A 14,167-nucleotide genomic window follows, 5' to 3' on the forward strand; every position below is an offset into this window, starting at 1 on the left:
ATGGCTTTTTACTGTGCACCCTGCATGGGCGAATACTCGGTGGTGAAAGTGAAGTTCCTAGGATCTTGTCTATCGACAACTAGAAGTGGTGTCAAGATTCGACCACATCAAAAGGCGAAGCTCACTGTAAAGCGAGAGTTGAAGAAAATAACAAAGCGGAACAGAGGGAAAAACATTAGGGCCCTTTTCGAGCAAATCAAGAAGCTCATGGCGGGGTGGATAAACTACTACGGCATGAGTGAAATGAAAGGCTTTATAAATAACTTAGACGGTTGGCTGAAACGACGAATGAGGCAATACATTTGGAAGTAGTGGAAAAATCCACAAAATAAATGTAGAAATCTCATTCAAATGGGTATCGAAAAGCAAAAAGCGTATGAATGATCAAATACCCGAAAAGGTTACTGGATGGAGAATTTCCGCCAGTTGCATCCTTCATAGGTCTTTAACAGATGAAAAGCTGGTACAACACGGATAGATGGATATAGCCGCGAAGTACCACAATCATTGAACCGCTGTACGGGTCCGTACGTACGATGGTGTGAGAGGGGCGAAAAGTTATATTTAACTTTTCCCTCTACTCGATTCGATTTATAAAAGAAGAAAGATGTTTTTTATGTTTTTGATTGGTACGGTAAAAGAAAACGATGGTAATAAATGATACAACACCACTTCCAATCATCCAGTAAAGTGATAAAAACAACATCGAAGTAATAAAAAGTCCAACAAATAATAAAGAAAAAATAAAATGAAACCACTTTTGCTGGACAAAATATTGTTGTTTTTCTTTGTGTAATAACAGTTTTTCTTCAAAGGCACGTTGTCTTTCTGGTTCTTCTACCCATTGTGTTGGAAGAGAAAGGAGTGGACGTACCGAATTTATGAGCATACTTGGAATCGAGGTGCTCGTATCTTTCTGTTCTTTTAACCATTTCATTACGATTGGTTTTCCGTACACGAGTAAATCAATTTCAGGGTCTACTAAACTTAAAACGCCCACTAATGTTGACGCAGCTCTTCCTAAAAAGGCAAATTTTGCAGGCATTTGAATGGGTTGTTCGTTGACGAATTTTTGTAAGTCTTCGAGAATAGATTCCATCATATCGAATTGTAAGCTCGAGAAGTGTTCATTAAAATAAAGGTCTGTTCCTCGTTTTAAAATCGATACTAACAATGAACGGTCACTGTTTGGAAGTAAAAAGTGAAGATCATCTAAACTATCGACAACCATTTCAAAGTTTCCAAGTGTAAAACCAGTCACTAGTTTCCGTAAGTGAACGGCATCTTGACTCGTTAATTCTCCTACCATTCCAAAATCAATTAAAACAATCGTCCCGTCTTCTTTAATTAAAATATTTCCTTGGTGCGGGTCTGCATGAAATTTTCCGTCAAAGAGTAGTTGGCTTACAAATGCTTCAAATAAATTTTTTGCCACTTCTTTTCGATTGATAGGATGTTTTTCAAAAAAACGATTATCTGAAATTTTACTTCCTTCAATCCATTCCATTACAAGAATCCGTTTAGTTGTATAATCTCGATAATATTGTGGAATTTTGATTGCATCATTAGTGTGATACTTCGCTTGAAAGTATTCCCCGTTTTCTAGTTCTTTCAAAAAGTCTAGTTCATTGCCGATAATCGTTAAAATTTCATTGTATAAAGCTGGTAAATCAGATTTTTTCCCCATAGTGGTTAGTTTTCGTGCTAAGAAAAAGACGATTTTTAATGCTTTAAAATCTGTTTGAATAATACGTTCAATATTAGGGCGTTGTACTTTTACAGCGACTTGTTCACCAGAAGATAACGTTGCTTTGTACACCTGTCCGATACTAGCAGAAGCAATAGCTGTTTCGCTTTCAAAATGAATAAATGAGTTGTATTGTTCTCCCCATTCACTTTTTAACACTTGTGGAATTTTTTCATGTGGAACAGGGGGAACTCGGTCGACTAAGTCGCCTAGTTCATCTAAAAATACTTCTGGCAATAAGTCTGCACGAGTACTTAAAAATTGCCCTAGTTTAATAAGTAAACCTTCTAATTTTAAAGCATTTCGTTTATATTCCCTTGCTTGACGAAGTAAAAGTTCATTCCACTTCTCTACGTGTGTCGGGTTCGTTAATTGGTGTCTTTTATGAAAAAAGTAAACTTGTAAAAAAAACTTTATGGACATCGAAACAATAATAAAAATACGGTAAAAAGAATTATTTTTCATGATTTCCCCTTTACTTTATGTCAATTTTAGTTTGTTTTAACATACATCTATAGAAAGGGAGATAAATAACCCCAATGGAAGATAAAAGAAATGAAAGATTGTATTTTTTAGAAAAAAGTTTCCTTTATTATAACAGGAATAAGAGGAAAATCATTGAAACTTGCTTACAGGAAAAGTCTGTTAAGAAGGTAGAGTGAAAATATGGTATAATAATGAAAACGCTTTTATTTCGAATTTAATAGGGTAGGGAGATGGTTACATGTCAATAGCGCAACAACCGATATTCTCGATACAGGATTTAATGATTGAATCAGATAAAGTGGCGCACGTTCAATTAAACAATCCGCTCGAACATGCATTATTAGTGCTTGTAAAATCGGGATATTCAGCTGTTCCAGTGTTAGATCCATCATATAGGTTGCACGGGATTATTAGTAAAACAATGATATTAGATGCATTGTTAGGAATGGAACGAATCGAATTTGAAAAATTAGATGATTTGCTAGTTTCGGATGTTATGAATGCATCGATTCCGCGTCTAACATCGCAATCATCTCTATCAAATGTATTGGAATCGGTCGTCGATTATCCGTTCGTTTGTGTAGAAGATGAAGAAAAACGATTGACCGGAATTGTCACCCGGCGCAATATTTTGTTAAAATTAAGAAATGAATGGTGGATTAGAGGGAAATGAACCTATTCGCTTTAGCGAATGGGTTTTTATATTCAATTTGGAAAAGTCGGTGATGAAATGGAGAAGGTGTTACAACAAAAAAAAGTAACAAAACGACCATTTGTTTTAATAGCAATTATGATTGCTATGTTTATGTCAGCTGTAGAGGCAACGATTGTTTCTACTGCGATGCCAAAGATAGTGGCTGAGTTGGGGAAGTTTTCCCTTTATAGTTGGGTATTTTCTTCCTATTTATTAATGCAAACCGTTACAATTTTAATTTACGGAAAACTGTCAGACTTATTTGGAAGAAAGCCTGTATTTACATTTGGAGTAATTGTGTTTATACTTGGTTCTTTATTGTGCGGATTATCGACTTCGATGGAAATGCTTATTTTATTTCGTTTTATTCAAGGCTTTGGAGCAGGTGCGGTTCAACCGATTGCAACGACTATTGTCGGGGATATGTATTCAAAAGAAGAGCGAGCAAAAATCCAAGGTTATTTATCGAGTGTATGGGGAATCTCTTCGATTTTAGGACCTGCGCTTGGTGGCTTTTTTGTCATGTATGCAAGTTGGTCGTACGTTTTCTGGCTGAACATTCCACTCGGTATTTTATCGCTAATCGGCGTTTGGTTCTTTTTCCATGAAAATATGGACAAGCAAAAACAATCGATCGATTATCTCGGTTCTGCGTTCGTTTTTATCGGAATCAGTGCTCTTATGCTTGTGTTAGTAGAAGGTGGCGTTCGATATGCATGGCTTTCGACAGAAATGCTCAGTTTAATGTCTGTTAGTATTCTGTTCTTTGTTTTGTTTATCTGGCAAGAGAAACGATCGAAAAATCCAACGATGCCTTTTGAAATGTGGCGAAATCGACTTATTTTGACGTCTAATTTAACGTCATTAACGACAGGAATGATTTTAATTGGTGTATCTAGTTACTTGCCGGCATTCGTACAAGGAGTAATGGGAAAATCGGCGTTAGTAGCTGGTTTTTCCTTAACGACGATGTCGATTGGTTGGCCAATTGCTTCTACATTAGCAGGGAAGCTCGTGTTAAAATACCATTACCGCAATGTTTCGATTGTTGGCGGAATCTTTTTAATTATCGGTGCGATTATTTTTTCTTTGTTAACGCCAGTGTTAGGTCCTTGGTGGGCAGCACTCGGTTCTTTTATTATCGGGATAGGCATGGGGCTTACATCGACGACCTTTATTATCGCAATTCAAACGACCGTCGATTGGAGTAAACGTGGCATTGCAACAGCAACGAATTTATTTATGCGTTCGTTAGGTAGTACGGTCGGTGCTGCTTTTTTAGGTGGAATTTTAAATAGCCAATTAAAACGAGAAATTGAACAAGCCGGTCTATCTACAGAACGGGTATCGGTAGATATGACGAATGTATTGCTAGATCCGATTTTGCGGGGAGAAATGAGTAGTAAGATGATTAACGTGTTAGAAAAAGGATTAACGACTGGTCTTCATACTGTTTACATGACGCTTGTTTTGTTAAGTGTCATTAGTTTTTTCTTTATTATGAAAATGCCGAAGAAAAATAGGGAATAAGAAAGGGGGGAGAAGGTGCAAGTTTCGGAATATAAAATATTACAAGTATTAGCAGAAGAAATGAATATGCGGAAAGCAGCAGAGCGACTTTATATTTCTCAACCCGCATTAAGTCAACGTTTACAAACGATTGAACGACAATGGGGCATGACGATTTTTATTCGTTCTCAAAAAGGGTTAACATTAACACCGGCAGGCGAAAAAATTATTGATTATGTAAATGAAACGTTAAAACAGAAAGAACGTGTCAAAGATGAAATTATGTCCATGCATTCAGAAGTGCATGGAACATTAAAGCTAGCCGTTGCTTCGATTATCGGGCAATATTGGCTACCGCAAGTGTTAAAAGAATACGTGCATCGATATCCGCATGTGAAAATTTCACTCGTAACAGGTTGGAGTAGCGAAATGTTGCGACACTTGCATGACGACCATTTTCACTTAGGGATGATTCGTGGGAATCCCGAGTGGAAAGGGAAGAAAGAACATTTGTTTTCAGACTCCCTTTATTTAGTGGATACAGAGATAACGTCTGTAGATCAACTGCAATCAACAACGAAGCCATTCATTATGTTCCGTAGTGACTCGACTTATTTTCAAGAAATTCAAAAATGGTGGAGAGAACAATTTGCCACAAAACCGAAACGAACTATTGTCGTAGACCAAATTGAAACATGTAAACAGATGGCGTATCACGGGATCGGCTATGCCATTTTACCGTCGATTACATTGCTTCATCAATCGGAATTACTTCATAAAATACCGATTACATTAAACAATCGCCCGGTAACGCGTGATACGTGGCTGTTAAGTTACGAAGCTGCAACGGAATTGAAACATGTTCGAGCATTTATTGATTTAGTAGACGAGTATATTCAACAACAACCGTTTGCTTTTTAAAGAGGGGATGAACCGTGGAAGTTTTTAAGTTAATCATTATTATTTTATTAATTGCCATTACTGCATTTTTTGTTGCTGCTGAGTTTTCTATTGTAAAAGTTCGGAAATCAAGAATTGAACAATTAGTAAGAGAAGGGAACAAAAAAGCAATATCGGTCCAAAAAATCGTGGATCATTTAGATAGCTATTTATCTGCTACTCAACTAGGAATTACGATGACTTCACTTGGACTAGGGTGGCTTGGACAACCAACCGTTGAATTTTACATTCGGAAAATGCTACATCCATTTTCCTTAAACGAACATGTGATGAGTACGTTAGCGTTTATTATTGCATTTTCTATTATTACATTTTTCAACGTCGTACTCGGGGAATTAGCACCAAAAACAATTGCTATTCAACGAGCGGAACAAATTGTGTTTAAAATTTCGACGCCTCTGATTATTTTTAATAAGATGATGTATCCATTTATTTGGTTATTAAACCAATCGGCATGGATGTTTACTCGTTTACTTGGATTTAAACGTCAAGAAGAGGAACAAGCATTGTCTGAAGAAGAATTACGTCATTTGCTTTCTCAAAGTTATCTTGGCGGGGAAATTAATCAATCGGAATATCAATTTGTGAATAAAATTTTTGAATTTGACAATCGGACTGCAAAAGAAGTAATGGTACCAAGAACGGAAATGGTTTGTATTGACCACTCTGTCAACGTCGAAGAAGCTTTAGAAGTGATGAAAAAAGAACGATACTCTCGATATCCTGTTATGGAAGAAGATAAAGACCATATTGTCGGTGTGATTCATTTAAAACATTTTTTACAAGAAGAAAATCTTGATTTTCAAGGTTCATTAGATGACTATATTCATCCGATTATCGTTGTTTTTGAATCGATTCATATCCATGATTTGCTCGTTCAAATGCAAAAAGAACGGATTCATATGGCAGTGTTAGTAGATGAATATGGCGGAACTGCAGGGCTTGTAACTGTAGAAGACATCATTGAAGAAATTGTTGGAGAAATTCGTGATGAGTTCGATATCGATGAACAACCGATGATTCGTCGGATTAAACCAAATGAACTCGTCTTAAATGGGAAAGTTTTAATTCAAGATGTCAATAAAGTGTTACGTATTAACATTGAATCAGATGAAATTGATACGATTGGCGGTTGGATGTTAACAGAAGACATTAATCTTGGTGTTGGGAGCTCTCTCCTTGTTGAAGGATATGAATTTCAAGTAGTGGAAATGGACGGACATACTGTGAAAAAAATAAAAGTTGTCAAACAAGCTGAATAAAGCATACTTTTTATACAAAAGGGTAAGATATATTATGGTGAGGATTTTTTCTATTGATTCATCATAAACACGAATCCATCGGTAAATCCTGCGCTTTTTTCATTTAATATTTTTATTACACACATTTATATACAATGTAGGAGGGTATTCAAATGGCAGAACGTATGGTAGGGAAACAAGCACCGACTTTTGAAATGCAAGCGGTGTTACCAAATAAAATGTTTGGTAAAGTAAGTTTGAAAGAAAACATGAAAGCTGGAAAATGGACAGTGTTATTTTTTTATCCTGCCGATTTTACTTTTGTTTGTCCCACGGAAATTGTTGGATATAACGATAAAATTGAAAAATTTGAACAGTTAAATGCAGTCGTAATCGGTGCATCAACAGATACTGTACATACACATAAAGCGTGGATTAACACACCTGTATCGGAAGGTGGGATTGGAGACTTGGCATTTCCTTTAGCAGCAGATCACACCCAAGTAGTTGCACGGAAATATGGTATTTTAATCGAAGAAGAAGGACTTGCACTTCGTGGGTTATTCATTATTAATCCAGAAGGAGAACTTCAATATTCTGTCGTCCACCATAACAACATTGGACGAAATGTAGACGAAACACTTCGCGTGTTAGAAGCACTTCAATCAGGTGGATTGTGTCCGGTAAACTGGAATCCTGGTGAAGCTTTGCTACAACCAAAGTAAATGAGTATTGTAACGAATGAATAAAAGACAAGAACTCTTTTCTTAATGAGGAGAGTTCTTTTTTGTGCGATGAATGTCATACTTTTTATGGTTAGTTGCTTGCTTTTTGATAAAATAGAATATGTACTCTCTATTTATGGTGAAAAGTAGAAAAGGCAGAATGGAAATTCCATCGAAAAAATAAACTTTTTTTTAGAAAAAAGCTAAAATATATACTATAATTTCAAGAGTATGATAACCCATAAGGGGATGGTAATTTGGATTTTGAAGTTTTTTTAGTGGCATTATTATGGCTTAGTTTATATGGATATTTGATTGTAGCGTCTATTGATTTTGGTGCGGGGATGTATTTGTATTATGGGTATACGACACATCAAAATTCCGCAGTTATTCGGCAAATACGCGCACATCTTTCTCCTATATGGGAATTATCCAATATCTTTTTTAGTATTTTTCTTTTAGGGATGGTGTTTTTATTTCCGTTAGCGACGTATCATTATAGTCGTGTGTTATTAATACCCGGAGGAATAGCATTATTATTAATCTTGTATCGGGGTATTTTTTATACGACTGGTCAAACAAAAACATATACGCCTGTTTTTACGTTCCTTTACGGCGTATCTGGGATTTTGATTCCTGTGTTATTGTCGCTTGCTTTAACGATTTCAGAAGGTGGGTTTCTTATAAAGGAGGGACATCATTTAAACATTCAATGGGTAAGCTTTTTTACGAATATGTACGCCTTATCGGTTATCGTATTAGCAGTCGTATCGGTTTTGTTTATTAGTGCTACTTATTTAACGTATTATGCATCAAAATCGAACGATGAACGTTCCTTACAAGAAGTTCGGAAGTATGCGTTGTTTTGGGGGATTCCAACTATTTTTGCCAGTTTATTTGTCTTCTTTTCCTTGCAACGTCATAACCCTTTTCATTTCGAAAAAATGATTAGTAGTGCCTGGATGTTTATTATGTCTTTTCTCTTTTTTTCTATCGCAATTACGTTATTGTTATCAAGAAAGTACTATGGTTGGGCATTTCTTTCTGTAATGGGGCAGTTTTTCTTTGCCTTTTTCGGATACGGACGGACGCATTTACCGTATTTATTATACCCTCACATGACGATTTACACGAATAAAAATGTCGCAGTACCAGCGGAAATAACATGGATTGCGCTTGGAATTATTGTCTTTTTATTTATTCCATCCGTATATTTGCTGATTCGTTATGTCTTTAAAAAGCAAAATCGATGAACGAAACAGAAATAACCACTTTAGTCTCAAGATAGTTTTTGTTAAGATAATATCATGGAAAAAAAGATAAAGGGCGTGTAGCAATTGGCGAAGAAAAAAGAGTTTGCCGTGATTGGTTTAGGTCGATTTGGTAGTAGTATATGTGAAGCGTTAGCAAATGAAGGAATGGAAGTATTAGCAATCGATACAGATGAAGATAAAATTAATGAATATGCCAATATTGTGACGCATGCAGTTGTAGCAGATGCCACGGATGAAAATGTATTAAAAAGTCTAGGGATTCGAAACTTTGATCACGTCATTGTTGCTATCGGAGATGATTTACAAGCCAGTATTTTAATCACGTTACTATTAAAAGAATTAGGCGTGAAACAAGTAACAGCAAAAGCCCAAAATGATTATCACCAAAAGGTATTAGAAAAAATTGGAGCGGACCATATCGTGCATCCAGAGCGGGATATGGGAAAACGGATTGCTCATTATGCCGTTTCCAACAGTATTTTAGATTATATCGAACTATCAGATGAGTACAGTATTGTAGAAGTTATTGCGAGCCAGCAAATGAATAACCAAACACTTATTGATTTGGATATTCGTGCAAAGTACGGAATTAATATTGTAGCCATTAAACGGGGGAACGATGTCGTTGTTTCTCCATTAGCAGAACAACGTATTCATCAAGGAGATATTTTAATCGTTATTGGGTCTGTTGCTAATATTAAAAAGCTAGAAAAACAATTAATGTTGGAAGAAACATAAAAAAACCACTGAAATCATTTTCTTGATTTCAGTGGTTTTTTGGATGAATCAAACGGCAAGAGGCTACAGACTAGTGATAGAGTAAGTCAACTACCATTTCCTTTTGAGCGCCTTATTACTCTGGCGCTAATCGAGCCGCTCTCCGCTTTTTATATTTCCATGATGATTGGTAGGATCATTGGGCGGCGTTTTGTTCGTTCGAATAAAAATGGGCCAAGTGTGTCGGTGATTTCATTTTTGATTTCAGACCATTGTGTTGTTTTGCGTTCCATTACTTTGTTTAAATGTTTGGTAATTAACGCTTGTCCTTCGTTGATTAACTGTTCTGATTCGCGCATATAGACGAAACCACGTGAAATGATGTCAGGTCCCGCTTCAATTTTAAATTCTTTCATATTGATGCTAACAACGACGATTACTAATCCTTCTTCGGATAAAATTTTACGGTCGCGTAATACGATGTTTCCGATATCTCCAATTCCGCTACCGTCTACAAAAACAGCTCCTGAAGGGACTCTTCCAACTACTTGTGCTTCATTCTCACTTACCGCTAATACATCTCCATTGTCCACGATAAAACAATTTTCTGGTGGAATGCCACAATCTTGACCGAGTTGAGCGTGAGCGTTTAACATGCGATATTCGCCGTGAATCGGCATAAAGTATTTCGGTTTAATGAGTCGAAGCATTAATTTTTGTTCTTCTTGTCCACCATGCCCGGATGTGTGAATGTTGCTTAATTTTCCGTGAATAACGTCTGCACCAGCACGATATAATTTGTTAATAATTTTATTTACGCTAATGGTATTTCCTGGAATTGGGGAAGAAGAAAAGACTACTGTATCGCCAGGATTAATTTGAATTTGGCGATGCGTACCGTTAGCAATCCGACTAAGTGCTGCCATCGGCTCCCCTTGAGAACCAGTACATAAAATAACTACTTCGTCCGCAGGTAAGCGGTTGATTTGTTGTGCTTCAACAAACGTATTTTTCGGAGCATTGATATAGCCTAATTCTTGCCCAATTGTGATGGCAGATTCCATACTACGCCCGAAAACGGCTATTTTTCGATTGTCTTCTACCGCTGCTTCTACTACTTGTTGGAGACGATGGATATTCGAAGCAAATGTTGCAAAAATAATCCGACCTTCCACTTTACGGAAAATTTCTTCAATGCTTTCCCCGACTTTACGTTCAGACATCGTGAAATGAGGTACTTCACTATTTGTGCTATCTGACAATAAGCAAAGGACACCTTCTTTCCCAATCTCCGCCATTTTTGTTAAGTTGGCAGGTTCTCCAACTGGTGTAAAATCAAATTTAAAGTCCCCAGTATGGACGATATTTCCTGAAGGTGTTTGGATAACAATACCGAACGAATCAGGAATACTATGTGTAGTTCGGAAAAAACGGACGGACATATGATTAAACGAAATAACATCGTCTTCTTCAATAATATTCATTTTTGTTCTACGAAGTAGCCCGTGTTCTTCTAATTTGTTTTTCATTAATCCTACTGCCAATTTTCCTCCGTAAATCGGAACGTTTAACTCGCGAAGTAAGTAGGGGACTCCTCCGATATGGTCTTCATGTCCGTGCGTAATAAAAACCCCTTTTACTTTATCACGGTTGCGAACTAAATACGTATAGTCAGGAATTACGTAATCGATTCCTAATAACTCATCTTCAGGAAATTTGATTCCTGCATCGATGACGATAATTTCATCCTGGAATTGTACGACATAAGTGTTTTTGCCAATTTCGCCTAAGCCGCCAAGTGCAAAAACAGCGGTTTGATGACTTTTTAAAAATTTCATAATTTATACATTCTCCAATTTAAAAATTTCATTTTGTTGTTCAAATTCTAGAAATTTACCTGTTAACGGTTGAATAAATTCAATTAAAATGTTCCGGCCTTTTAATTTTTGACGTACATCCCGCACAGTATCCGCTTCTACGTATAAAGCTTTTGTATGTTCGCGTAACGCAACTTCTTCAGGGTTTTCTTGATATAAAACTTTAAAAATCATACGTATCTCTCCTTTAAACAATATGTCTCTTCGTACCATTATATATAATTTCCTATTATATTTCATGTTTTTTTTATTAAAGATAAGGAAAACAAAACCATCTTTTGAAAAGATGGCTTTGTATCATTTTAAAAAAGGAAGAAATAAGACAACGAAAAAAGACACTTTTCCCCTTTATCCACCCTTATCATGCAATGTGTCCATTACTCATTCATGGGGGATAAAAAAGGGTACGATAAAAGGAGTTCGCGCCATTTCTTTTTTAATCGTTTTAATACGCGATTACTCATAGAAAAATCCCTCCTTTACCCGTTAGTATGTGTTAGAGATGAAATATTATGAGGAAGGTGAATAATTGACAGTTGATAGAAAAATCGATACGTTTGATACAAAGAAAAATAAAAGGAGAATAAATCATATGGAAAAAAGACGATTGGGAACAAGTAATATTGAAGCATCCATTATCGGTTTTGGTACATGGGCTGCTGGCGGACGCGGCTGGGGAAATGTACAAAAAGAAGAAGTAAAAAAAACGTTCGTGCAAGCTGTAGAATATGGGGTGAACTTTTTTGATACAGCACCGATTTATGGACGTGGAGAGTCGGAGCGTGTAGTAGGAGAAGCTTTGAAACCGTACCGAGATCAAATTTACATAGCGACAAAATGTGGATTAGTATGGGACAATAATGGAAAGATGCGTAAGCATAATGGAAAAGAAAGTATTTTACGTGAAATCGATGAAAGTTTACGCCGTCTCCAAACGGATTACGTCGACTTATATCAAGTGCATTGGCCAGACCCAGAAACGCCTATTGAAGAAACGATGGAAGCATTAAATCTTATTTTAGAATCTGGGAAGGCTCGGTATGTTGGTGTATCCAATTTTTCGAAAGATTTAATAGAACAATCATTAAAATTAGCACCAATTGTTTCGTTACAATCGCTTTATAATATTTTAGAACGAAAAGTAGAAAAAGAAGAGTTACCATTTGTCAACGAGCAGGAGATGGGATTTATTCCATACAGTCCACTTGCTCAAGGCTTATTAACAGGTAAATTTGATGCATCACACCAAATCGATGAAAAAGATGTTCGCGCAATGAATCCATTATTTCAACTGGAAAACTTACCACGTAATGTTGCGCTTGTAGGGCAATTAAAAGAAATTGCAAAAGAATACAATCGTCCAGTAAGTCAGGTAGCAATTAATTGGTTATTAAAAAAACAAGGAGTATCAACTGTTATTTGTGGTGCAAAAACAGTAGAGCAGTTACAAGAAAACGTAAAGGCGAGTGAATGGGAGTTAGCAAATGAACACGTGCAACAAATTGATTCACTCATTAAAGAGGGATAGTATGGCAAAAAAATTAGTACTTTTTGATATTGATGGGACACTGTTAGATCGGAATAAACAACTTCCTTCTTCGGCGAAGGAAGCTATTTTTGCCCTTCATGAAAAAGATATTGATGTGGCAATAGCAACCGGAAGAGCGCCATTTATGTTTCAATCGATTCGAGAGGAATTGAAGATTGATACATTTATTAGTGTGAACGGTCAATATGTCGTGTATAAAGGTGAGATCATTTATGAAAATCCGTTGCATCAATCGGAACTCGATAAGTTAGAGCAATTTTCCAATGAGCGTCAACATCCGATGGTCTTTTTAGATGAGAAAAAAATGGTAGCGAATTGTTCGTATCATCCGTTTGTTGAAGAAAGTATTGCATCGTTAAAAATGCCGCATCCGCCACACATTGCAAATTTTCACCAAGAAAATGTTGTTTATCAGGCACTCGTTTGTTGTGAACAAGAAGCGCAACGGATGTATGAACAAACATTTCCTAAATTTGATTTTATTCGTTGGCACGAATATTCGATCGATGTGTTACCAAAAGGACAATCAAAGGCAAAAGGGATTGTGCGCCTACTTGATCAACTTCAAATCAATTTGAAAGATGTGTATGCTTTTGGGGACGGGTTAAATGATATTGAAATGATGAAAACGGTCGGGGTAGCAGTTGCGATGGAAAACGGTAAAGAAGAAACGAAGTGCCACGCAGATTTTATTACCGATACACCCGAAAACGATGGTATTTATAAAGGGCTAAAAAAGTTAGCTTTAATTTAAAAGAAACCCAAGAATCGCATGTGATTCTTGGGTTTCTTTCATAGAAAAGATTATTACGAAATAGGTACGGCGTTTTCAATTGCTTGAAAAGGATCTTTTTTATTAATGTGATCAAAAAATAAAATACCATTTAAATGATCAATTTCATGTTGAAAAACAATCGCAGGAAGTCCTTTTAAGCGAAGTTTTACAGGTTCATTTTTTTCGTTAATCCCAGTCACTGTAATGCGTGCATAACGCGGTACGTATCCAGGAACTTCACGGTCGACACTTAAACAACCTTCGCCACCAGCTAAATATGTTTGTTCCACAGAGTGACTCACAATTTTGGGATTAAATAAAGTATGACGGTATTCTCGACCTTTTTCATCTTCTACTAATACGGCAATGAGCTGTTTCGAAACAGCAATTTGCGGTGCTGCAAGACCAATGCCAGGACGTAAATCATATTTTTTACATAATTCAGGGTCTTGGCTTGCTTCTAAAAACTCCATCATTTTTTTCGCTAATGCTTTATCTTCATCCGTTAATGGTAAATGAAACGGCTCGGCAACTTGACGTAGAACGGGATGATCTTCACGAATAACATCTTTCATTGTAATCAAACTCATCAAACCTCCTTTAACTATGCTAT

14 protein-coding genes are annotated in these 14,167 nt (G+C 36.4%); 10 read left to right on the top strand and 4 right to left on the bottom strand.

From position 1 onward, the window contains the following. The first annotated feature begins 24 nt into the window (after positions 1-24). Entirely contained in the window at positions 25-312 is a 288-nt protein-coding gene (locus BN1372_RS15825; RefSeq protein WP_407656470.1) for a group II intron maturase-specific domain-containing protein, read from the top strand. Between the two features lie 265 nt (positions 313-577). On the opposite strand, the gene BN1372_RS04730 is transcribed toward BN1372_RS15825, so the two are convergent. After that, complete coding sequence (locus BN1372_RS04730; RefSeq protein WP_062197708.1) at positions 578-2,212, bottom strand: ABC1 kinase family protein; 1,635 nt, start codon at positions 2,210-2,212, stop codon at positions 578-580. A 259-nt stretch (positions 2,213-2,471) separates the two neighbouring features. On the opposite strand from BN1372_RS04730, the gene cbpB reads away from it, so the two are divergent. From cbpB to BN1372_RS04765, 7 genes are all read left to right on the top strand, one after another. Beyond that, entirely contained in the window at positions 2,472-2,906 is a 435-nt protein-coding gene (gene cbpB, locus BN1372_RS04735; protein WP_062197709.1) for a cyclic-di-AMP-binding protein CbpB, read from the top strand. Between the two features lie 57 nt (positions 2,907-2,963). Then, positions 2,964-4,457, top strand: coding sequence for an MDR family MFS transporter (locus tag BN1372_RS04740; RefSeq protein WP_062201093.1), 1,494 nt, complete (start codon positions 2,964-2,966; stop codon positions 4,455-4,457). 15 nt (positions 4,458-4,472) lie between these two features. Next, positions 4,473-5,357, top strand: coding sequence for a LysR family transcriptional regulator (locus BN1372_RS04745; RefSeq protein ID WP_062197710.1), 885 nt, complete (start codon positions 4,473-4,475; stop codon positions 5,355-5,357). A gap of 14 nt (positions 5,358-5,371) precedes the next feature. Next, entirely contained in the window at positions 5,372-6,658 is a 1,287-nt protein-coding gene (locus BN1372_RS04750) for a hemolysin family protein (RefSeq protein WP_062197711.1), read from the top strand. A gap of 152 nt (positions 6,659-6,810) precedes the next feature. Continuing rightward, on the top strand, positions 6,811-7,362 hold the full coding sequence (locus BN1372_RS04755) for a peroxiredoxin (RefSeq protein WP_062197712.1): 552 nt from the start codon (positions 6,811-6,813) through the stop codon (positions 7,360-7,362). Positions 7,363-7,619: 257 nt separating this feature from the next. Continuing rightward, positions 7,620-8,615, top strand: a complete 996-nt coding sequence (locus BN1372_RS04760) for a cytochrome d ubiquinol oxidase subunit II (RefSeq protein WP_062197713.1) — start codon at positions 7,620-7,622, stop codon at positions 8,613-8,615. A gap of 84 nt (positions 8,616-8,699) precedes the next feature. Continuing rightward, positions 8,700-9,374, top strand: coding sequence for a potassium channel family protein (locus BN1372_RS04765; RefSeq protein WP_062197714.1), 675 nt, complete (start codon positions 8,700-8,702; stop codon positions 9,372-9,374). Positions 9,375-9,523: 149 nt separating this feature from the next. Here BN1372_RS04765 and rnjA read toward each other — a convergent pair whose 3' ends face one another. Then, positions 9,524-11,191: a ribonuclease J1 gene (gene rnjA, locus BN1372_RS04770; protein WP_062197715.1), complete on the bottom strand. Its 1,668-nt coding sequence runs from the start codon at positions 11,189-11,191 to the stop codon at positions 9,524-9,526. Positions 11,192-11,194: 3 nt separating this feature from the next. Beyond that, positions 11,195-11,404: a DNA-dependent RNA polymerase subunit epsilon gene (locus BN1372_RS04775; protein WP_062197716.1), complete on the bottom strand. Its 210-nt coding sequence runs from the start codon at positions 11,402-11,404 to the stop codon at positions 11,195-11,197. A 355-nt stretch (positions 11,405-11,759) separates the two neighbouring features. On the opposite strand from BN1372_RS04775, the gene BN1372_RS04780 reads away from it, so the two are divergent. Continuing rightward, positions 11,760-12,758, top strand: coding sequence for an aldo/keto reductase (locus BN1372_RS04780; RefSeq protein WP_230198802.1), 999 nt, complete (start codon positions 11,760-11,762; stop codon positions 12,756-12,758). Between the two features lies 1 nt (position 12,759). Further along, the gene (locus tag BN1372_RS04785) at positions 12,760-13,533 is read left to right on the top strand and encodes a Cof-type HAD-IIB family hydrolase (protein WP_062197718.1); all 774 of its coding nucleotides are present in this window, start codon (positions 12,760-12,762) and stop codon (positions 13,531-13,533) included. 53 nt (positions 13,534-13,586) lie between these two features. On the opposite strand, the gene def is transcribed toward BN1372_RS04785, so the two are convergent. After that, positions 13,587-14,138 (bottom strand): peptide deformylase, encoded by a 552-nt coding sequence (gene def / locus BN1372_RS04790; protein ID WP_187118419.1) that lies wholly within the window; start codon positions 14,136-14,138, stop codon positions 13,587-13,589. Positions 14,139-14,167: the final 29 nt, after the last annotated feature.

The sequence above is a fragment of the Massilibacterium senegalense genome, assembly GCF_001375675.1.
GTDB lineage: Bacteria > Bacillota > Bacilli > Bacillales > Massilibacteriaceae > Massilibacterium > Massilibacterium senegalense.

Excerpts from the sequence above, each read along its gene's own strand:
- BN1372_RS15825 (WP_407656470.1), top strand. The coding sequence starts at position 25 with ATGGGCGAATACTCGGTGGTGAAAGTGAAGTTCCTAGGATCTTGTCTA.
- BN1372_RS04775 (WP_062197716.1), bottom strand. The coding sequence starts at position 11,404 with ATGATTTTTAAAGTTTTATATCAAGAAAACCCTGAAGAAGTTGCGTTA.
- BN1372_RS04740 (WP_062201093.1), top strand. The coding sequence starts at position 2,964 with ATGGAGAAGGTGTTACAACAAAAAAAAGTAACAAAACGACCATTTGTT.
- BN1372_RS04785 (WP_062197718.1), top strand. The coding sequence starts at position 12,760 with ATGGCAAAAAAATTAGTACTTTTTGATATTGATGGGACACTGTTAGAT.
- cbpB (WP_062197709.1), top strand. The coding sequence starts at position 2,472 with ATGTCAATAGCGCAACAACCGATATTCTCGATACAGGATTTAATGATT.
- BN1372_RS04755 (WP_062197712.1), top strand. The coding sequence starts at position 6,811 with ATGGCAGAACGTATGGTAGGGAAACAAGCACCGACTTTTGAAATGCAA.
- BN1372_RS04730 (WP_062197708.1), bottom strand. The coding sequence starts at position 2,212 with ATGAAAAATAATTCTTTTTACCGTATTTTTATTATTGTTTCGATGTCC.
- rnjA (WP_062197715.1), bottom strand. The coding sequence starts at position 11,191 with ATGAAATTTTTAAAAAGTCATCAAACCGCTGTTTTTGCACTTGGCGGC.